We start from the raw sequence: 17,769 nt of genomic DNA, 5'->3' as shown, positions 1-17,769 counted from the left end.
CTTCCTCCCTGTCAATCGTCCTCCCTGAGCGGATGCTCCACTAAGCTGTTTAGGATCGCCTGCAGCTCCTCTTCCCATTTTAGCTGATAGATTCGTAAATCGAGCCCGCTCACCACCGCCCCACCCAAGCAGTTGGTGCAGATAATGCCGTACATATCGCCTTTTTTGGCCTTGACGGTATGCGGCGTATCCACTTCACAGACCGGGCAGTGGAAAATGCGGGTCGCGCCTAGATCAAACTGCAAGTTAGCCCTCCTCACTGTTTGCTCCCTAGTAGCATGCCGAGGAAGGGCTGCTTCTATGATCGGCAGGATTTGTCTTAGTTATGTCAAATATACCAATATTCTGACTATAAAGTCAAGGGGGGTCTCCATGATTTTGGTGTACAGCGGTGTGGCGGCGGGGATCGAAGGCTTTCTCATCGAAGTGGAGGTGGATGTGCGCCCCGGCCTCCCCGGTTTTGAGATAGTGGGGCTGCCCAGCAAAACGGTGCGGGAAAGCCGGGAGCGGGTCCGCTCCGCCCTGCGCAATTCCGGGTTCAAGTTCCCCGCCCAAAAGGTAGTGGTCAATCTGGCGCCGGCCCACTATCCCAAGGACGGCTCCTATTTCGATCTGCCCATCGCCTTGGGCATCCTGGCCCACCAAGGCAGTATCAAGCCCCAGGCCCTTAAGGGGAGGGTCTTCGCGGGGGAGCTTTCCTTAAGCGGCACCCTCAAGCGCATCAGCGGCGCCTTGAGTTTGGCGGAACTGGCTAAGGCCCACGATTTGCAGCTCATCCTACCCGAGGCCAACGGCCGGGAAGCGGCTTTGTCCGGGGGCGAAAACATGGTGCTTACTCCTTCCCTCTCCCACCTGGTGCAGTTTCTGGCTGGCCGGGCGGCTGCCCCCGGGCTGCCGCAGTTAACTCTGCCCCAGGCTCCTGCCTCCACCGAGCAGCCGCTGGTCAAGGGCCAGGCCCAGGCCAAGCGGGCCCTGGAGATTGCGGCCCGGGGCCGGCACCACATCCTGCTCTTAGGTCCACCCGGTGTGGGCAAAACCCTCCTGGCCACCCAGGCCCGGCGGCTCCTGCCGCCTTTGAGCCGGGAAGAGATGCTCACCTTAAGCAAGATCTACGAAGCGGCGGGCCTGACCAGCGCAGACTCGCCGCCCCCTGTGCAGCGGCCCCTTAGGGCTCCCCACCACAGCGTGTCCCAGGCGGGTCTCATCGGCTCCAGAAGCGGCCGTCCTGGGGAAATCACCCTGGCCCATCTGGGCATTCTTCTCCTCGATGAGTTCCCCGAGTTTTCCCAAAGCGCCCTGCAGAGCCTGCGGGAACCTCTGGATCATCGAGAGGTACACCTGGCCCGGGCGGAGCACAGCCTCACCTACCCCGCGGACTTCTGGCTCATTGCCACAGCCAATCCCTGCCCCTGCGGATATTTCGGCAGTTCTGTGCGCCTGTGCACCTGCACCAGCCACGATCTAGCCAGATACCGCAGGAAACTGCGGGGCCCGCTCCTGGACCGCTTTGACCTCTTTTGCTACCTCGCTCCCCTTTCCCCTAAGGAACTGGAGGAGGCGCCCCGCCCCTGGCCCCCCAGCCCCGGGGAGTTCCTTCGCCGGGACGCTGCACCCGTAGACCAAAAGGCCCTGAACTTTCTCTACCAGGCCCAAAGGAGCCTGGGGCTTTCAGTGCGGGCTGTGGATAGCACGCTGCGCACCGCCAGGACCATCGCCCAGCTGGATGGGGCCTGCCAAGTTGGCGAAGAGCAGGTGGCCGAGGCGCTGCAGTACCGCTGGGAAACCCATGAACACCTCTTGGCCTAGCCTACATATCCCAGGCCAGATCCTCTTTGGCCACTTTCAAGACCACGGAGGTACCGGTGTTGTTGATCCCGGAAATCTCACTGAGTTTATCCACTAAAAAGGTGAGCAGCTCATCGTTGTTGGACACCACAACCTCAATGACCAGGTCGTAGTTGCCGGTGGACAGGGCCACATAGCGCACCTCTTTCAAGGAGCTCAGCTGCTCGGCGATGGCCTCGATCCTGCCCCTTTCCACCTTGAGGCCCACGATGGCCACGGTCTGCAGCCCCACCTTAAACGGATCGGCAATGCCCACGATTTTCAAAAGGCCCTCACTGCGCAGTTTGGCTACCCGGCGGCGCACTGTGCCCTCCGCCAAGCCCAGCCTGTTGGCGATGGTCAAAAAGGGCATGCGGCCGTCCTGCTGCAGCAAGCGGATTATTTCCCGATCAAATTCATCAAGCACAAATCCGTTCATCCGTGGGAGACCTCCTTGTCTACATACTCCTTGAAGGGTGCCCATTCGTGGATCTGCTTGTGGATCTGCAGGACAATAGATGTTTCTGTGCTGATGATACCCTCGATCTGCGAGAGCTTGTCATTGAGGAGCTGCACCAGCTGTGTGCGGTTGGGCAGAACCACCATGGCCACCAGATCATAGCCGCCGGTGGTGACCACCAGATAGCGGACTTCGCTGAGCTGCGTTAAGGCGGCGATCACCGTTTCTAGATGGAGGCGGTCTACCTTAAACCAGATGAAGGCCACGGTGTCCAGGCCCATTTTCAAGGGATCGGTCACCCCCATGGTCTTCAGCACTCCGGCGTCCTCCAACCGCTTGACGCGCTTGCGGATGGTACCCTCGGAAACGCCTAGATGGGCCGCTAACGTGACAAAGGTCATGCGGCCATCCTGCTGCAGGTAGCCCAAGATCTTCTTATCCAGGTCATCGAGAGTAAGCGGCTGCACTGTCCTCACCCTTTCTGTCCCCTACTTATTTCATCATTTCGTATCTCATTTTCTACGAAAAAGCGACTTCTCCTTGTGAAAGTAAAATAATTATTGCCACAGAAAAAGAGACCCCACTGGCGAGAGTCTCTACTGCTTTCTGGAAACAGCCGGGAGCTGGCCTCACCTGGGTTTGCGAATTAGGTCCCGAAAAAACCGGGTGGCGTTATCCCACATGATCTTCAACCAGCTGCCCCTTTCCACTTCTTCCGCGGCCAGGAGGGGAACCTGCTTCACCAGTTCCTCCTGGAGATAGATACTGAGCACCCCAACCGGGGTGCCCTTGGCCACAGGTGCCTCCACCTCTTTGGTCTGGAGGCCAACACTCACTGTGGCGCCCACTCCCTTGGGCACGGCGATGATTGGTTCTGCCACCATCAAACCCACCTGGGACTTACTGCCCTTGTACACCCGGGTGGTTTTGTCATTGAGCAGGGGAGCAATATTCACCAGGTCGAAGTTGCGGTAACCGTAGGTGAGCAGGGCCGCCGCTTCTTCCTCCCGCTTGGCTTCACTGCTGGACCCCAGCACCACCGCGATCAACCGGCGGTTGTTCTGCACCGCGGTGGCCACCAGGTTGTAGCCCGCCGCCTCCAGGTGACCCGTCTTCAGCCCGTCGGCCCCTTCAAAGGTGCGCAAAAGGCCGTTGCGGTTGTTCTGGACGATGGGTGTCTTGGCTGAACGGGGCTGATAGCTGAAGGAAAGCTGCTGGTGGAAGCGGATGGCATCGGGATGATCCGTTAGGTACGCCCGCACCAAACGGGCCACGCCCTCCGCGGTGACCACGTTATCCGCCGAGAGGCCGTGGGGATCCACAAAACTTAGGGGAAGGCCTAAGGCCTCGGCCTTTTCGTTCATCATCTGCACGAAGGCCGCCTCGCTCCCCGCCAGGGCTTCGGCCAAAACCACGCAGGCATCGTTCCCCGAGACCACGGCGATACCCGTGAGCAGCTGCTCAATTGTGACCACTTCTTCGGGCTCAAGAAACATGCGGGAACCGATCATGCGCCAGGCCCGCTCGCTAACCACCGCGGTATCGCTCAGGCTGGCCCGGCCGGCCTTGATCTGGTCCAGGGCCACATACATGGTCATGATCTTCACCAAACTCGCGGGCACATGGGGCTGATCACCGTTTTTGGCGAAGAGAATCTGTCCGGACTGGTAGTCCATGAGAACCGCCGCCCGCGCGCTGATCTCCGGGGCGGGTTCCTGCTGAGCAAGGATGGTACTTGGCAAGACCAAAAGCAGAATGAGGCAGAGAATGAGTGCTTTAAACCAGTGTTTCATTGAACAGCTCCCTTCACCCAATTAAATCTGTAACCTTTCCCCTCTGGACTGATGCCCACCACGTCAAAGCGCACCGCCTCCACCTGTGCGGGGTAGGCCTGGAGATAAGCCTGGGCCGCGAGTTTGATCCTGCGGATTTTCCCCTGCGTCACCTGCTCCAAGCTGGTGCCAAACCGTTCGGAGCTGCGGTATTTCACCTCCACAAACACCAAAACCCGGCCATCCAGCATGATCAGATCGATTTCCCCAAAACGTGTGGCGAAGTTGGCCTCCACAAAGCGCAGCCCCTGGCTGACCAGGAAATCCCGGGCCAGCCTCTCAAAGCGCCGCCCCCTGGTCATAGGCCGGCACATCGAAAGGAGCGGCGGTGCACAGGGGAGCGCCCGGCTTTGGCGATGGCCGCGCGGTGTTCTTTCGTGGGGTAGCCCTTGTTTTTCCGGAAATTGTAGATGGGATAAAGCTCGTGGTAATGTTCCATGATCCGATCCCGCTCCACCTTGGCCACAATGCTGGCCGCGGCTATGGAAAGCGAGAGCTGATCGCCTTTGACCACGGCCTTCTGGGGCCAGCGCAGACCAGGGATGGTTAGATTACCATCCACCAGGCAGAGATCCGGCTCCACCGGCAGCGCCTCCAGGGCGCGCCGCATGGCCAGAAACGTGGCCTCCAGGATATTCAGTTCATCGATTTCCTCAACGCTGGCCCTGCCCACACCCACCAAACAGGTGCGCAATATTTCTTCGTAGGCCAGCTCCCGTTTTCTAGGGGACAGAGCCTTGGAATCGCGGATCTCCACCCCGAAGCTTGCCGGGAGGATCTGCACCGCAGCCGCGACCACGGGCCCCGCGAGGGGACCCCTCCCCGCTTCATCTATTCCCACTATTCGGCGAAAACCCTGCTGCCTTAAGTGTTTTTCCAGTTTTTGCATCCCTGCACCTCGCTCGGACTCTGGTCAAGGGTCACTGCCCCCAGTTTCCCGGTGCGGAAATCCTTCAGCACGAAAGCGGCCGCTTGGTGCAGATCCACCTCACCGCCGGGCAAAAGACAGCCCCGCTTGCGGCCGATCTCCTCCAAAGCGCTGGGGGCCTCCAGCCTGCCGTAGCGCTCCTGCAGCCCTTGGGGATAGTGCTCCCGGAGCCAGTTTAAAAGCCAGGAGGCCAAGCCGGCTTGATCCAAGACCTCATCGCGGATCGCGGCCACCGCAGCCAGGCGCCTTGCCGTTTCCTGATCTTCAAACCTGGGCCAGAGAATCCCCGGGCTGTCCAAAAGCAGCATCCCGCCGCCGGAAAGCCACTGCTTACCCCTGGTCACGCCGGGCCTGGCCCCCACCTGTGCTCCTTTTTTGCGGGTTAAGGCATTGATCAGCGCGGACTTGCCCACGTTGGGAATGCCCACAACCAAAAGCCGGGGCTGGCGCCTAGAGCCGGCAAAGGTGCGGGCCACCACATTTCTCAGCTGACCCACCCCCCGGCCCTGGAGCAGGTTCACCCCCACCGCCCTTTCACCTTGGGACTGCCAGAAATCCAGCCACTCTTTGGTCTTGGCCGGATCAGCCAAGTCGGTTTTGGTCAGGACAATGATGCGGGGTTTGGCCGTGAGCTCCAGCAGATCCGGGTTGCGGCTGCTTGAGGGAACCCGCGCATCCACCACTTCCAGAAGGCCGTCCACCAGTTTCAGCGCCTCTTGGATCTGGCGCTTGGCCTTGGTCATGTGCCCGGGGTACCACTGGATGGTCATTATCTGGTGCCGATCCTTTCCAGGGCCGGGGGTATGCTGATCCAGCTGACCTGGCTCAGGGGCCAGTAGACAAAGAGTGCCCGGCCCACGATGTTTTTCCGGGGCACAAAGCCCACATCGGGATAGCGGCTGTCATCGCTGTTGCGCCGGTTATCCCCGAGCACGAAGTAATGGCCTTCTGGAACCAAGACCGGTCCGAACGTGGGAGCACTGTACGTTCCGTAGGTGGGCCCGTTGATATAGTCTTCTTCGATGCGCTGTCCGTTGATGTGGAGAAAGCCGTTTTTGATCACGATTTCATCGCCGGGCAGGCCGATCACGCGTTTGATGAACTTGCGGCGGGGATCGCCGGGGTACCTAAACACCACCACATCCCCCCGTTTAGGTTCGCTGAAGCGGTAGCTGACCTTTTCCACCATGAGGCGCTGGCCATCATGGAAGGATGGCTCCATGGAACTGCCCTCCACCAAAAAGGATTGGGCGATAAACAAGATGATCAGGGCCGCCAGCACCACCGAAACCAGCAGAGCCTCGGCATATTCCCTTAACTGCGACTTGGCCATATCCGTGCCTCCCACCTTCCCTGTTGGCAGATTAGAAAAAGAGGAGTGTCATCCCCACTCCCCTTGGGAAAGGTTCTCCCCCGGCTACCGGCGGAGCTCCTTGATGCGGGCCGCCTTGCCGGAGCGCTCCCTGAGATAGTACAGCCTAGCCCGGCGGACTCTACCGCGGCGAACCACTTCAATTTTGTCAACACGAGGCGAGTGGAGCGGGAATGTCCTTTCCACACCGACCCCTTGGGAAACCTTCCTTACGGTGAACATCTCCCTGAGGCCGCCGCCACTTTTTCTGATCACTACGCCTTCGAACACCTGAATCCTCTCATTGTTGCCCTCCACGACTTTCACGTGTACCCGCACGGTATCGCCGGGGCCGAACTCAGGACGATCGGTGCGCAGCTGTTCTTGCTCAATCGTTCTGATTACATCCACTGCCATTTACCCTCCCTTCACAGGAATGCTCCTGAATCAGTTCTTCTAGAATTTCACGTTCTTCTGCCGACAGCTCCCGCTGCCGCAGGAGATCTGGGCGCCGCAGGAGCGTGCGCCGCAGGGCTTCTTTCAAGCGAAAACGGCGGATCTGTTCATGGTGCCCGCTGAGCAGCACCTCCGGCACCGCCAGGTCACGGAAAACGGCTGGTCTGGTGTACTGGGGATAATCCAGCAGACCATCTTGGAAGGACTCCTCCTCCAGGGAGCTGGCATCGCCTAACACCCCCGGGAGCAGCCGAGCCACCGCATCCACAACCACCATGGCAGGTAGTTCTCCGCCGGTTAGGACATAGTCCCCAATGGATAGTTCCCAATCCACCCAGTGCTGGCGCACACGCTCATCTATTTCCTCATAGTGCCCCGCGAGGAGAATCACCCGGGGCAGCCTGGCCAGTTCTGCCGCCAGTTCTTGGTTGAACACCCGCCCCTGGGGGGATAGGTAGATCACCGGGGCGCTGGAGCTGCCCCGCACGGCCTCAATGGCCCGGACCAAAACATCCGGCCGCAGGACCATGCCTGCGCCTCCCCCATAGGGAGTGTCATCAACCGTCCTGTGCTTATCCAGGGCATAATCACGAATATTCCAAACCTCCACTGACAGCAGGCCCCGCTCCCTGGCTTTCCCGATCATGCTTGTGCCCAAGGGCCCAGCAAACATTTCGGGAAACAGGGTGAGGATGTCGAAGTGCATGTGCTCACCCCCACTTCATTCCAGCATACCGTCCATGGGCTCGATGACAAGCACGCCCTCTTCCGGACGGATATCCTTCACAACTTGGGGAATGACCGGGATGAGGATCTCCTTCTGCCTGGTCACCCCTTTATAGGGTTTGACCACGTAAACATCGTTGGCCCCCGTCTGCAGGACATCGGTGACCACTCCCAAAGGCGTTCCGGACTCAGTCCGGCACTCCAGGCCGATGATCTGGAAGATGTAATAGCGGCCCGGTGGGAGCGGCATCAGCTCATCTACGCTGACCTTGATCAGCATGCCCCGCAGCTTTTCCGCCTGGTCAATGCTGTCCACATCCTTGAGCTTGAGAAGCAGGCCGTCTTTGTGTCCCCGGCAGGACTCCAGGGGAAACGAACCCACCGGTTCGTCGCTGTCCCGGGGAAACAACCGCACCGCCTCCATCTGCTGAAAGCGCTCGGGGAACTCCGTGTGGGCAATGATCTTCACCTCGCCGCGGTTGCCCCAGCTGGCGACCACTTCCCCCACGACAATCCACTTAGGCTTGTCTTTCTTCGATTTCCACATGGACCTGAACCCCTGATTTGATGGCGGAGGCTTTCACCACGGTGCGGATGGCGTTGGCAATACGCCCACCCTTGCCGATCAGGCGCCCCATATCATCAGGCGCCGCATACAGGGTATAGACCAGTTCGCGACCTTTCTCCCGGACGTCCACCACGACCTCTTCTGGATGGCTGGCCAGAGACTTGCCGATAAATTCAACTAAGTTCTTCACACTGACCTCCTACCCTTCCTTACGGGATGCGGCAAACTTCTCCAGAATTCCCGTACGCTTCAACAGCGACTTTGCTGTCTCCGAGGGCTGGGCACCCTTTCGCAACCAATCCAACGCCTTCTCCTCGTCGATTTCAATCTCCGCAGGTTCGGCGATGGGGTTGTAGTAGCCTATGCTCTCGATGAACGCGCCATCCCGAGCGGCTCGCGAATCGGCCACAACCAAGCGGTAAAACGGCCTCTTCTTCGCGCCCATTCTCTTCAGACGGATTTTCACTGCCATTGTCCCTCACCTCCCACTTAGCAAGCTGCATCTATTGGAACAGGGAAAACATTCCCCTTTTCTTGCGCCCTTTGGGGCTGGCAAACTGCTTCAGCATCTGCTTGGTCTGGGCAAACTGCTTGAGCAGGCGGTTCACATCCTGCACCTTGGTGCCCGATCCCAAGGCGATCCTCTTGCGCCTGGAACCGCCGATGATCTCCGGTCTGCGGCGCTCTTCCGGTGTCATGGAGTTGATGATGGCCTCGATTTTCTTCAAGTGGCTGTCATCCACTTCCAAACCCCTGAGCTGCTTAGCCCCCAGGCCCGGGATCATCCCCATGAGCTGGTCGATGGGGCCCATCTCCTTCATCTGGCCGATCTGCTCCAGGAAATCCTCCAGGGTGAACTCGGCCTCTTTGAGTTTGGCCGCCATCTTCTCCGCTTTTTCCTGGTCCACGGCCTGGGCGGCCTTTTCGATCAAGGTGAGGAGATCACCCATGCCCAAAATCCGGGAAGCCATGCGGTCGGGATGGAAGGGCTCCAAGCCGTCCATTTTCTCGCTGACCCCCACGAACTTAATGGGCTTACCCGTCACCGCCTTCACCGACAGGGCCGCGCCGCCCCGGGCATCGCCGTCGAGCTTGGTGAGGATCACTCCGCCCAGTTCCAAGCGCTCATTGAAGGCCTCGGCCACATTCACCGCATCCTGGCCGGTCATGGCATCAACCACCAGCAGGATTTCCACGGGATTGACCGCGGACTTGATCTCCACCAGCTCGTCCATGAGCTCTTCATCCACGTGCAGGCGGCCCGCGGTATCCAAAAGAACCACATCATTGCCGAAGCGGCGGGCGTGGCTGCAGGCGGCCTTGGCGATATCCACCGGGTTTTGCTCGCCCATGCTGAACACCGGGATTTCCAGCTGTTCACCCAGGACCTGGAGCTGCTTGATCGCCGCGGGGCGGTAGACGTCACAGGCCACCAAAAGGGGCCGGTGTCCCTGGCTTTTGAGCAGCCGGGCCAGCTTGCCGCTGGTTGTGGTTTTGCCGGAGCCCTGCAGGCCCACCAGCATAATCACGCTGGGGGGCTGGCTGGCCAGGGTCAGCTTGGCCTGGGTACCCCCCATGAGCTGGGTGAGTTCTTCGTTGACGATGCGGATCACCTGCTGGCCCGGGGTGAGGCTGCCCAGCACCTCCTGGCCCGTGGCCCGCTCTTTGACATGGGCGATGAAATCCCGCACCACTTTGTAGTTAACATCCGCCTCCAAGAGGGCTAAGCGGATCTCCCGCAGGGCCTGGTCCACATCTTTTTCACTGAGGCGGCCCTTGCCCCGCAGTTTGCGCATGGTCTCCTGCAGGCGGGATGATAGGTTTTGAAAAGCCATGCCAGTCTCTCCTAACTCGCGGCGCGCGCTTTTTGGATTTGCTCTTCCATGGCTGCTAGTTCAGGCAGATCTCCGCAGCGGCTGCGCACCTGGGCCAAAAGCGTGAGCAGCTCTTCATAAATGCGCTGCCGCTCTTGGTGCTTCTGCACCAGGCCCAGCTTAGCTTCGAACTCCTCGAGAATCAGGCCCACCCGCCGCAAGGTATCGTACACGGCCTGGCGCGAGATGCGCAGCTCCTCGGCGATCTCCCCCAGGGAGAGATCGTCGCCGAAATAGAGCTGGAACACATCCTGCTGACGCTCTGTCAACAGGGCGCCGTAAAAGTCAAACAGCAGGCTCATGCGGAGCGTCTTTTCCATGGCCATCTCCTGTTAAGCATAATCACTTTACACTACCTAAGTATAGCCAGCCCCGGGGGTCTTGTCAAGCACTATCTCTTGACACCCCAAAAACTTAACTCTCCCCTCCGCCGAAGAGGGCAGCCACAAAGGCCCGGGCATCGAAATCCTGTAGGTCCTCGTACTGTTCCCCCACTCCCACCAGCTTCACCGCGAGCTCCAGCTCGCTGGCGAGGGCCAGGACGATGCCGCCCTTGGCGGTGCCATCCAGTTTGGTGAGGGCAATGCCGGTGAGGGGCACCGCTTCCTGAAAGATCTTCCCCTGGGAGAGCGCGTTCTGCCCGGTGGTGGCATCCACCACCAACAGCACTTCATCCAGGTCCCGGCCCAGTTCCCGCTGGACGACCCGGTGAATCTTGCCCAGCTCCGCCATGAGGTTCACCTTGGTTTGCAGGCGGCCCGCGGTGTCGATGATCAAAACATCACTGCCCCGGGCTTTGGCGGCGCTCACGGCATCGAAGGCCACCGCGGCCGGGTCAGATCCTTCCTGATGGGCGATGAGCTCCACACCCAGGCGGTTAGCCCACACGCCCAGCTGGTCGATGGCCGCTGCCCGGAAGGTATCCGCCGCGGCCAGGAGCACCTTGGCGTTTTCCTGCTTGAAACGGTGGGCCAGCTTAGCTATGGTGGTGGTCTTGCCCGCGCCGTTTACCCCCACCACCATGATCACATAGGGCTTTTCCCCGGGCGTTTTCAGGGGCGCCGCGTTTTTCTCCAACAGGGCCACCATCTCATCCTGGAGGATGGTTTTCAGCTCCTCGGCCTCGGTAATCCTTTCCGTGCGGGCCCTTTCCCTGAGCTGGTCCACGAGGAACATGGCCGTGGCCACCCCGCAGTCCGCCTGGATGAGCACCTCCTCCAGCTCCTCAAAGAGGGCCTCATCCACCTTGCGGCCGCTGGTGATCTGTTCCACCTTGGCCACCAAATTCTGTTTGGTCTTTTCCAGACCGCTGACTAGTTTGCGAAAAAAACCGCTCTCCTGTTCCCCGCTGGCTTCCTGGGCCTTTTCGGAGGCGGACTTGTCACCGAACATACGCTTCCAAAACACTTGTTACTCCTCCTGTTTCAATGCCACTGAGATGATCTGGGAGACCCCTTCCTCTCCCATGGTTACCCCGTAGAGGGTATGGGCACTTTCCATGGTCGTCTGGCGGTGCGTGACCACCAAAAACTGCGTATCCTGGGCAAACTCCTGCATGAGCTGGTTGAAGCGGTGGAGGTTGCTCTCATCCAGGGTGGCATCGATCTCATCCAGCACCCAAAAGGGTACCGGTTTGACCCGCCTGATGGCAAAGAGCAGGGCGATGGCGGTCAGGGCCCGCTCTCCACCGGAAAGCAGCAGCAGGTTCTGGAGCTTCTTCCCGGGGGGTCGGGCCAAGACATCAATGCCCGTGGTCAGAATGGACTGCGGGTCGGTCATGACCAGATCGGCACTGCCGCCCTGGAACAGCCAGCTGAACAGCTTCTGGAACTCCAGGCGCACCTGGTCAAACACTTCCTGCAGCCTGGTGCGGCAGAGCTTATCCATTTCGCTGATCACATCCAAAAGGCCGGCCCGGGCCTCATTGAGATCCGCCAGTTGGTTCTCCAGGAAGGAACAGCGCTCCAGGACCCGCTCGTATTCCTCATGGGCCGTGGGGTTGACCAGGCCCAGGTCCCGGATCTGCTGCCGCAGTTCTTCGATTCTGGCCTTCAGCTCCGGCTCTTTGGCCTGTACCTCCCGGTTGAGAATGGCCGCCAGGGAAAGCCCCCGTTCAGCCAGGGTTTCTCTTACCTGCTCCTCCTGGCTCTCCAGCTGACCCAGTTCCACTTCCAGCCTGTAGAGGGCCCTTTCCCGGCGCAGCTGCTCCCGCTGCACCTCCTTTAATTCTGCCCCGAGCTCCGCCTTTTCTTGCTGCAGCCCTTGGCGGGCCGCAAGCTTCTCCTCCAGCTCCCGGCGGAGTTCCTGCTGATCCACTTGGCGCTGGGCATTGCCCGCGGCGGCTTGTTCTATGTAGGCTTCATTTTCCCGCTGCTGCGCGGCGAGCTCCGTCATTTCCCCCTGGGCCTGGTCCACCGCGGCCAGGGCTTCCTCTTTTCTCCGCACCAGGTTGCTCAGCTGCGTGCGTTTGTTTTCCAAAAGGCCCTTCAGCTCCACTAGGTGCAGCTGCTGGCCGGTATGTTCTTGACTGAGCTGTTCCAGGGAAGCGGCCAGCTCCGCCAAGCCCTCTTCCTCCTTGTGGATGTGCTCCCTGAGGAGCTGCTCTTCCAGCTCCAGTTGGCTAACCTCCGCGGCGGCCTGCTCATACTCGGCACTTAAGGCGTCCAGGGCCCCCTGCAGATCCGCCAGCCTGGCCTTAAGCTCCCGGGAGCTTAAGGCCAGCCTTTCCCGCTCCCTGCCCACCTGCTCTTTTTTTTGGGCTGCTCCCTGGAGGGCGAGCTTAGCCTCGACGATCTCCCCTTGGAGCTGGTTCAAAGAGGCTTCGTTTTGGGCCAGCTGCCCTGAGAGCTGGCCCTGCTCCTGCCGGACCGCAGCCAGCTTGCCGGCTAGGGCTTCCAGCTCCCTTTCCAGCCTGGTGAGCTCGCCCTTGCGGGCCAGCAGCCCCGCGGTGCGGGCATTCCAGCTGCCGCCGGTCATGGCGCCGGTGGGAAAGACCACCGAGCCGTCCCTGGTCACGATGCGGGCAAACTGCTTGAGCGTCCGCCTAAGGCGCAGGGCGGTATCCAGATCCTCGGTGATCACCACCCGCCCCAAGAGGGAGGCCAGGGCCGGCCGGAAGCGGGCTTCGCAGCCAATGAGCTCCAGGGCGGGTCCTAAAACCCCGGGCTGGCTTAAAAGGGCTCTGGCCTGCGGCGAAAACTCGGAGCCCTGCACCGTCTCCAGCGGCAGGATGGTAACCCTACCCCCCTGCACCTTCTGCAGCCAGGCGATGAGGGCTTTCGCTTCCTTTTCCCCTTCTGTGATCAGGTTCTGCAGGCCCGAGCCCAGGGCCACTTCCAAAGCGGTCTCCAGGCCCTCGGGCACCTGGATCACATCGGCCACCGTACCCAGGACCAAAGGGGACATCTCTGAACTCTGGAGGATGCGGCGCACGCCCGCGGCGTAACCTTCGTAGCCTTCCTCCAGCTCCTGCAGGGTGCGCAGGCGCGCCGTGAGGCGAGCCTGCTGGGCCTCCAGCTCCCGGCGGCGCCCCTCCAGGGCCTGGAGCGACGCCTCCAGCGCGGCGGCCTGGGCCTTAAGCTCCCGCTCCTGCCCGGCCTGCCGGCGAAGCAGCTCCTGTATTTCTTCTCCCCGCCTTTGGAGCGCCTGCAGTTCAGCTTCCAGGGCAGCGAGGCGTTCTTCCGCTTCAGCAAGCTCCTGGTCCGCCCGGCTCAGCTGCTGCTCCAGGCCTTCCCGCCGCTGGTGGAAGCTGCGCTGGAAGTTGCGCTTATCGGCCAGCTCCCGCATGAACTCAAAGAACTCGTCCTTGAGCCGATCCACCGCGCCCCGGGCCTGCCTCTGCCGCTCCTGGAGGCCAGAAACGGCTTTGGCCGCACTGGCCACCGCCTGCTCCTGGGCCCGCAGCTGTTCCAAAAGACCCTCCAGCTCGCCGCGGAGCTTGTCCTCCTCCTGCGCAAGGAGGGCCAGTTCTCCCTCCTTGGCACCGACTAAGGCATCCAGCTGCTCCCGGCGAACTTTTTGGTTTTTCACCCGCTCCCTATGGAGCTCGATGCTGTGGAGGGTCTCTTGGTAGGCCTCCATGAGCTCGGCAAGTTCCTGCCGCTTGGCTTCGATCTCTTCCTGCAGGAGGTTCTCCTGGGCTTCCAAGGCCGCGGCCCGATCCTCCAGGCTGTCCTGCTGCAGCTTGCCCGCGGCGTATTCCGCCTGCAGGCGCTGATGGTCTTCTTCCACCTTGACCGCCCGCCGGCTGAGGGATTCCCACACCAGGTGGTAATAATCCAGCTCGGCTGCGCGCAGCTGGTCAGCCAAGGAGAGATAAAGGCGCGCTTGTTTAGCCTGCTCTTCCAAGGGTCCCAGCTGGCTTTCCAGCTCGTGGAGGACATCGGTCACCCGGAGCAGGTCCACACTGGTTTCTTCCAGTTTGCGCAGGGCCTCTTCCTTACGCTGCCTGTATTTGACTATACCCGCGGTTTCCTCCAGGAGGATGCGGCGGTCTTCCGAGCGCACGCTGAGCACCTGATCGATCTGGCCCTGGCCCACCACGGCATAGCTTTCCCGCCCTAAACCGGTATCGGTGAAAAGATCTTGGATATCCTTCAGGCGGCAGCTCTGCTTGTTGATGAAAAATTCGCTATCTCCAGAGCGGTAGACCCGCCTGGTGATGGTCACTTCCGAGTAATCCAGGGGCAGATAGCCGTCGGAGTTGTCTAAGGTGACCCGCACCTCCGCCATGCCCACGGGCCTTTTGCCGTCGGAACCCGCGAAGATGATATCCTCCAGGCGGCTGCCCCGCAGGCTGCGCACGCTCTGCTCCCCCAGCACCCAGCGGAGGGCGTCGGAGATATTGCTCTTACCGCTTCCATTGGGGCCCACAATGGCGGTGATGCCCGGGCCGAACTCCAGGGTCACCGGCTGCCCGAACGATTTGAACCCTTGGATTTCCAGGCGCTTAAGACGCATAAAATTCCTCCAAGACCAGTACTAATCCCTGCCCATTGTACCATACCTTGGAAGAAAAAAGAACTGCTTCCCGCTACCTGCCCAAGGGAAGCTGCAGATAAAGATCCTCCCGCCGGCGCACATCGGTGGGCACCTGGGGGCTGAGCAGCGAGCCGTATTCCTCCAAGAGCCTGCGCAGCTTGGCGCGCACCCGGGTCCTTGCGTTGTCGATGACTTTGAGCCCCACACCGATCTCCTCCTCGATCTCCCGGGCGGAGTAACCCTTGAGCAGGCGGCTGATCACCGCGTACTCCAAAAGGGAGAGGTGGTTGCGCAGCACCTGGCCGATCACTTCGTCCACGTATTTTTCCTCCAGCACTTTCTCCGGGTCGAACTGGTTGAGGGGAGCCGCCACAAAATCCAGCATAGTCCGGCCATCATCGCTGCCCACGGGGGTCTGCAGCGAGGCGGCTTCGTTAAGGAGGCGGTGCTTGTTTCCGGTGGACTGTTTGATGACGTTGTACACCCGCCTGATGATGCACAGATAAGCAAAGGAGCTGAACTTCACATCGTAGCGTTCCGGTTTGTATTCCTCAATGGCGCTGAGCAAGCCGATGAGCCCTTCCTGCACCAGATCCTCAAAGTCCAGGAAGGATGAGTAGTAGTTGCGGATGATGTACTTCACCATGGGTATGTATTTCAACACCAGGCTCTCCCGGGCGCCTTCCTCGCCAGCCCGCACCCGCCGAATCAGTTCCAAGTCAACCGCCTGGTTGTCGCGCTGCATGGCATCGACCTCCCCTTCTCTGTCCAGGCTTACCTAGTCCATGTATATGCATGGCTCAGCCCAACATTCCTCGGGGAGGATCTCCCGCCGCCTTTCCTTCCATAGTCTATGGATATTTCCCGGACCAAAGGCGCACCTAGGGGCGCTTTCAACCAGAGCTTATGTAAAGGTTTTTGGTTTTTGGGCGGGGAATGTCTTAATGAAAACCAATGAGGAGAGGCGGTTGAGTTGCAGTATTCGAACTACCTAGCCCAGATGGCAGCACTGATCAAGCAGAATCCCAGCATCACCGTGCGAGAAATTGCAGCCCAGCTCAAATTCGCCGACAGCAAATCGGTTTACTATTGGTTGGAAAAGGGAAACATCCGGGGTATCAACGAGTTTAAACGGCTGGTGCTCGGTGAAGAAAGCGCCCTGCCCAGCCCCTTTTCCGTGGAGATCGGCGGGAAAGCCCATTATCTGGTCTGCCTGCCCCTCTTCAGCTGGAATCCCAGACAAAAAAAGCCCATGGGGGAATGGTTTTACCTGCACAGCCATCCCCAACCACAGGGCTTGTTCGCCATCAGCGTGGGCACCAACGAATACAGTCCCTGGTTTTTGGCGAATGATGTCCTGATTATCTGTGAAGCGGCCGTCCCGGAAAAGGGGCAGTGGATGCTGTTCAAGACCGAGCAGCGCTTCCTCATTGGCAAAGTGATCGATGGGCATGTGCTGGAGCCCAACACCCTGCAGCACTATCCCGCTACCCTAACCAGGGTGGGTGTGATTATCACCCAACACCGCCGCTACTGAAGACCGAGTCTGGCCAGGGCTTGTCTAGCCGCTGCCTGCTCGGCTTCTTTTTTTGTGGTACCGCTGCCGACACCTAGAAACTCTCCCTCGAAGTGCACTTCCACCACAAAGCGCTTATCGTGATCCGGCCCGCTCTCCTGCACTAAGGTGTACACGGGGAGTTTCTTGGCCCTCTGCTGGAAGTACTCCTGCAGGGTCGACTTGGCATCCAGCAGGGCCAGCTCCCCCGCATCCCAGGCCGGCAGATGGCGAAGGATCACCTCCTGGGCCCGGGCAAAGCCGCCATCCAGGTAGATGGCGCCGTACACCGCCTCCAGCACATCGCAGAGCAGCGAATCCCTCTGCTGCGCTCCGCTGCGCCGTTCCCCTTCCCCCACCTGCAGATAGCGATCCAGCTCCAGCTCCCGGGCGATCTCCGCCAACGTGGATTCCCGCACCAAGAGGGAGCGGGTCTTGGCCAGCTCACCCTCGGGCATCTGGGGAAAGCGCCGGTACAGGTAAGTACTCACCGTGAGCTGCAGCACCGCATCGCCCAACAACTCCAGGCGTTCGTTGTTGCTCTGGGGCTCATGGGCCACCGAACGGTGCGTGAGGGCCAGCTCCAAAAGGCGCGGCTCTTGGAAGTGATAGCCCAGTTTCTCCTGGACAGCCTGGATCAACTCCTTCTCCAGGTTCATGGTACCCTCCTTTGATCTCAAGGGTCCCAAAGCAAAGCGGCTTTGGGACCTTACACCTTACAACTGCTCGGAAATATATATCACCGCATCGCGCACCGTTGCGATTTTCTCGGCTTCCTCATCGGTGATCTTCAGGTCGAATTCCTCTTCGAGAGCCATAATCAGTTCCACCACATCCAGTGAGTCAGCTCCCAGATCTTCCACAAAGGAGGCATCTGGCGTTACCTCCGCCTCGTTGATCCCCAACTGTTCCACGATGATTGTCTTGACCTTTTCAAAAATCCTCTCGTCAAAATCTCCCATGTTAGGTCACCTCCTTCTCCACGTTCTCCAGTTAATATTACTGCACAGCGGCATATTCATGCTACTACATACCTCAAACCCTGGCAAGTACTAAGTTGCAATTCCTAGGTGGGGCTCATTGTAGAATGAAATGCAACACGAAGAAATGAATGGAACCACAGCCAGAAACCCTGTATGATGTTGGTAACCAAACTAACACGATACGGAGGGTTTAGCTATGGTTCCTGAACATAAGAATACCACATCTCGCCGC

Annotated in this window: 22 protein-coding genes; 2 read left to right on the top strand and 20 right to left on the bottom strand. The window is 59.9% G+C overall.

Annotated features, from left to right (window positions below):
• Positions 1-11: 11 nt before the first annotated feature.
• Entirely contained in the window at positions 12-245 is a 234-nt protein-coding gene (locus ACE4YL_RS13740; RefSeq protein ID WP_461357892.1) for a hypothetical protein, read from the bottom strand.
• A 127-nt stretch (positions 246-372) separates the two neighbouring features.
• On the opposite strand from ACE4YL_RS13740, the gene ACE4YL_RS13735 reads away from it, so the two are divergent.
• Positions 373-1,806: a YifB family Mg chelatase-like AAA ATPase gene (locus ACE4YL_RS13735; protein WP_461359863.1), complete on the top strand. Its 1,434-nt coding sequence runs from the start codon at positions 373-375 to the stop codon at positions 1,804-1,806.
• 1 nt (position 1,807) lies between these two features.
• Here ACE4YL_RS13735 and ACE4YL_RS13730 read toward each other — a convergent pair whose 3' ends face one another.
• From ACE4YL_RS13730 to ACE4YL_RS13650, 17 genes are all read right to left on the bottom strand, one after another.
• Complete coding sequence (locus ACE4YL_RS13730; protein WP_461359862.1) at positions 1,808-2,263, bottom strand: Lrp/AsnC family transcriptional regulator; 456 nt, start codon at positions 2,261-2,263, stop codon at positions 1,808-1,810.
• Complete coding sequence (locus ACE4YL_RS13725; RefSeq protein ID WP_461359861.1) at positions 2,260-2,760, bottom strand: Lrp/AsnC family transcriptional regulator; 501 nt, start codon at positions 2,758-2,760, stop codon at positions 2,260-2,262. Before ACE4YL_RS13725 ends, ACE4YL_RS13730 begins: the two co-directional genes overlap by 4 nt.
• Before the next feature lie 153 nt (positions 2,761-2,913).
• Positions 2,914-4,077 carry a D-alanyl-D-alanine carboxypeptidase family protein gene (locus tag ACE4YL_RS13720; RefSeq protein ID WP_461359860.1) on the bottom strand — a complete coding sequence of 388 codons (1,164 nt, stop codon included), beginning with the start codon at positions 4,075-4,077 and terminating at the stop codon, positions 2,914-2,916.
• Positions 4,074-4,418, bottom strand: coding sequence for a YraN family protein (locus ACE4YL_RS13715; protein WP_461357887.1), 345 nt, complete (start codon positions 4,416-4,418; stop codon positions 4,074-4,076). The genes ACE4YL_RS13720 and ACE4YL_RS13715 overlap by 4 nt, the downstream gene beginning before the upstream one ends.
• Positions 4,415-5,005, bottom strand: a complete 591-nt coding sequence (locus ACE4YL_RS13710; protein ID WP_461357886.1) for a ribonuclease HII — start codon at positions 5,003-5,005, stop codon at positions 4,415-4,417. The genes ACE4YL_RS13715 and ACE4YL_RS13710 overlap by 4 nt, the downstream gene beginning before the upstream one ends.
• Positions 4,981-5,814, bottom strand: a complete 834-nt coding sequence (gene ylqF / locus ACE4YL_RS13705; protein WP_461357885.1) for a ribosome biogenesis GTPase YlqF — start codon at positions 5,812-5,814, stop codon at positions 4,981-4,983. The genes ACE4YL_RS13710 and ylqF overlap by 25 nt, the downstream gene beginning before the upstream one ends.
• Entirely contained in the window at positions 5,814-6,377 is a 564-nt protein-coding gene (gene lepB, locus ACE4YL_RS13700) for a signal peptidase I (RefSeq protein WP_461357884.1), read from the bottom strand. Before lepB ends, ylqF begins: the two co-directional genes overlap by 1 nt.
• An 84-nt stretch (positions 6,378-6,461) precedes the next feature.
• Positions 6,462-6,812 carry a 50S ribosomal protein L19 gene (rplS, locus tag ACE4YL_RS13695; protein ID WP_461357883.1) on the bottom strand — a complete coding sequence of 117 codons (351 nt, stop codon included), beginning with the start codon at positions 6,810-6,812 and terminating at the stop codon, positions 6,462-6,464.
• Positions 6,784-7,557, bottom strand: coding sequence for a tRNA (guanosine(37)-N1)-methyltransferase TrmD (gene trmD, locus ACE4YL_RS13690; protein ID WP_461357882.1), 774 nt, complete (start codon positions 7,555-7,557; stop codon positions 6,784-6,786). The genes rplS and trmD overlap by 29 nt, the downstream gene beginning before the upstream one ends.
• Before the next feature lie 15 nt (positions 7,558-7,572).
• The gene (gene rimM, locus ACE4YL_RS13685; RefSeq protein ID WP_461359859.1) at positions 7,573-8,124 is read right to left on the bottom strand and encodes a ribosome maturation factor RimM; all 552 of its coding nucleotides are present in this window, start codon (positions 8,122-8,124) and stop codon (positions 7,573-7,575) included.
• On the bottom strand, positions 8,096-8,335 hold the full coding sequence (locus ACE4YL_RS13680; RefSeq protein WP_461357880.1) for a KH domain-containing protein: 240 nt from the start codon (positions 8,333-8,335) through the stop codon (positions 8,096-8,098). The genes rimM and ACE4YL_RS13680 overlap by 29 nt, the downstream gene beginning before the upstream one ends.
• A 9-nt stretch (positions 8,336-8,344) precedes the next feature.
• On the bottom strand, positions 8,345-8,617 hold the full coding sequence (rpsP, locus tag ACE4YL_RS13675) for a 30S ribosomal protein S16 (protein WP_461357879.1): 273 nt from the start codon (positions 8,615-8,617) through the stop codon (positions 8,345-8,347).
• A 31-nt stretch (positions 8,618-8,648) separates the two neighbouring features.
• Positions 8,649-9,980, bottom strand: coding sequence for a signal recognition particle protein (gene ffh, locus ACE4YL_RS13670; protein WP_461357878.1), 1,332 nt, complete (start codon positions 9,978-9,980; stop codon positions 8,649-8,651).
• An 11-nt stretch (positions 9,981-9,991) separates the two neighbouring features.
• The gene (gene ylxM, locus ACE4YL_RS13665; RefSeq protein WP_461357877.1) at positions 9,992-10,345 is read right to left on the bottom strand and encodes a YlxM family DNA-binding protein; all 354 of its coding nucleotides are present in this window, start codon (positions 10,343-10,345) and stop codon (positions 9,992-9,994) included.
• Positions 10,346-10,433: 88 nt separating this feature from the next.
• Positions 10,434-11,411 carry a signal recognition particle-docking protein FtsY gene (ftsY, locus tag ACE4YL_RS13660; protein ID WP_461357900.1) on the bottom strand — a complete coding sequence of 326 codons (978 nt, stop codon included), beginning with the start codon at positions 11,409-11,411 and terminating at the stop codon, positions 10,434-10,436.
• An 18-nt stretch (positions 11,412-11,429) separates the two neighbouring features.
• Positions 11,430-14,978 (bottom strand): chromosome segregation protein SMC, encoded by a 3,549-nt coding sequence (gene smc / locus ACE4YL_RS13655; protein ID WP_461359858.1) that lies wholly within the window; start codon positions 14,976-14,978, stop codon positions 11,430-11,432.
• A gap of 73 nt (positions 14,979-15,051) precedes the next feature.
• On the bottom strand, positions 15,052-15,744 hold the full coding sequence (locus ACE4YL_RS13650) for a sigma-70 family RNA polymerase sigma factor (protein WP_461358540.1): 693 nt from the start codon (positions 15,742-15,744) through the stop codon (positions 15,052-15,054).
• Positions 15,745-15,972: 228 nt separating this feature from the next.
• Between ACE4YL_RS13650 and ACE4YL_RS13645 the strand changes: the two genes are divergently transcribed.
• On the top strand, positions 15,973-16,536 hold the full coding sequence (locus ACE4YL_RS13645; protein WP_461358539.1) for a hypothetical protein: 564 nt from the start codon (positions 15,973-15,975) through the stop codon (positions 16,534-16,536).
• On the opposite strand, the gene rnc is transcribed toward ACE4YL_RS13645, so the two are convergent.
• Together rnc and acpP are read right to left on the bottom strand one after the other, a co-directional pair.
• A complete protein-coding gene (gene rnc / locus ACE4YL_RS13640) occupies positions 16,530-17,213 on the bottom strand; it encodes a ribonuclease III (protein ID WP_461358538.1) in 684 nt (227 codons plus the stop codon). The genes ACE4YL_RS13645 and rnc overlap by 7 nt on opposite strands.
• A gap of 57 nt (positions 17,214-17,270) precedes the next feature.
• Positions 17,271-17,516 (bottom strand): acyl carrier protein, encoded by a 246-nt coding sequence (gene acpP / locus ACE4YL_RS13635; RefSeq protein WP_461358537.1) that lies wholly within the window; start codon positions 17,514-17,516, stop codon positions 17,271-17,273.
• Positions 17,517-17,769: the final 253 nt, after the last annotated feature.

The sequence above is a fragment of the Candidatus Darwinibacter acetoxidans genome, assembly GCF_041936445.1.
GTDB lineage: Bacteria > Bacillota > Limnochordia > Darwinibacteriales > Darwinibacteriaceae > DTU010.
The sequence above is the reverse complement of the archived record's forward strand: the minus strand, read 5'-3'. Positions and strand labels throughout refer to the sequence as shown.

Coding starts and splice junctions, on each gene's coding strand:
- ACE4YL_RS13735 (WP_461359863.1), top strand. CDS start 373: ATGATTTTGGTGTACAGCGGTGTGGCGGCGGGGATCGAAGGCTTTCTC.
- ACE4YL_RS13730 (WP_461359862.1), bottom strand. CDS start 2,263: ATGAACGGATTTGTGCTTGATGAATTTGATCGGGAAATAATCCGCTTG.
- ACE4YL_RS13720 (WP_461359860.1), bottom strand. CDS start 4,077: ATGAAACACTGGTTTAAAGCACTCATTCTCTGCCTCATTCTGCTTTTG.
- ACE4YL_RS13715 (WP_461357887.1), bottom strand. CDS start 4,418: ATGACCAGGGGGCGGCGCTTTGAGAGGCTGGCCCGGGATTTCCTGGTC.
- ACE4YL_RS13710 (WP_461357886.1), bottom strand. CDS start 5,005: ATGCAAAAACTGGAAAAACACTTAAGGCAGCAGGGTTTTCGCCGAATA.
- ylqF (WP_461357885.1), bottom strand. CDS start 5,814: ATGACCATCCAGTGGTACCCCGGGCACATGACCAAGGCCAAGCGCCAG.
- lepB (WP_461357884.1), bottom strand. CDS start 6,377: ATGGCCAAGTCGCAGTTAAGGGAATATGCCGAGGCTCTGCTGGTTTCG.
- rplS (WP_461357883.1), bottom strand. CDS start 6,812: ATGGCAGTGGATGTAATCAGAACGATTGAGCAAGAACAGCTGCGCACC.
- trmD (WP_461357882.1), bottom strand. CDS start 7,557: ATGCACTTCGACATCCTCACCCTGTTTCCCGAAATGTTTGCTGGGCCC.
- rimM (WP_461359859.1), bottom strand. CDS start 8,124: ATGTGGAAATCGAAGAAAGACAAGCCTAAGTGGATTGTCGTGGGGGAA.
- rpsP (WP_461357879.1), bottom strand. CDS start 8,617: ATGGCAGTGAAAATCCGTCTGAAGAGAATGGGCGCGAAGAAGAGGCCG.
- ffh (WP_461357878.1), bottom strand. CDS start 9,980: ATGGCTTTTCAAAACCTATCATCCCGCCTGCAGGAGACCATGCGCAAA.
- ylxM (WP_461357877.1), bottom strand. CDS start 10,345: ATGGCCATGGAAAAGACGCTCCGCATGAGCCTGCTGTTTGACTTTTAC.
- ftsY (WP_461357900.1), bottom strand. CDS start 11,411: ATGTTCGGTGACAAGTCCGCCTCCGAAAAGGCCCAGGAAGCCAGCGGG.
- smc (WP_461359858.1), bottom strand. CDS start 14,978: ATGCGTCTTAAGCGCCTGGAAATCCAAGGGTTCAAATCGTTCGGGCAG.
- ACE4YL_RS13650 (WP_461358540.1), bottom strand. CDS start 15,744: ATGCAGCGCGACAACCAGGCGGTTGACTTGGAACTGATTCGGCGGGTG.
- rnc (WP_461358538.1), bottom strand. CDS start 17,213: ATGAACCTGGAGAAGGAGTTGATCCAGGCTGTCCAGGAGAAACTGGGC.
- acpP (WP_461358537.1), bottom strand. CDS start 17,516: ATGGGAGATTTTGACGAGAGGATTTTTGAAAAGGTCAAGACAATCATC.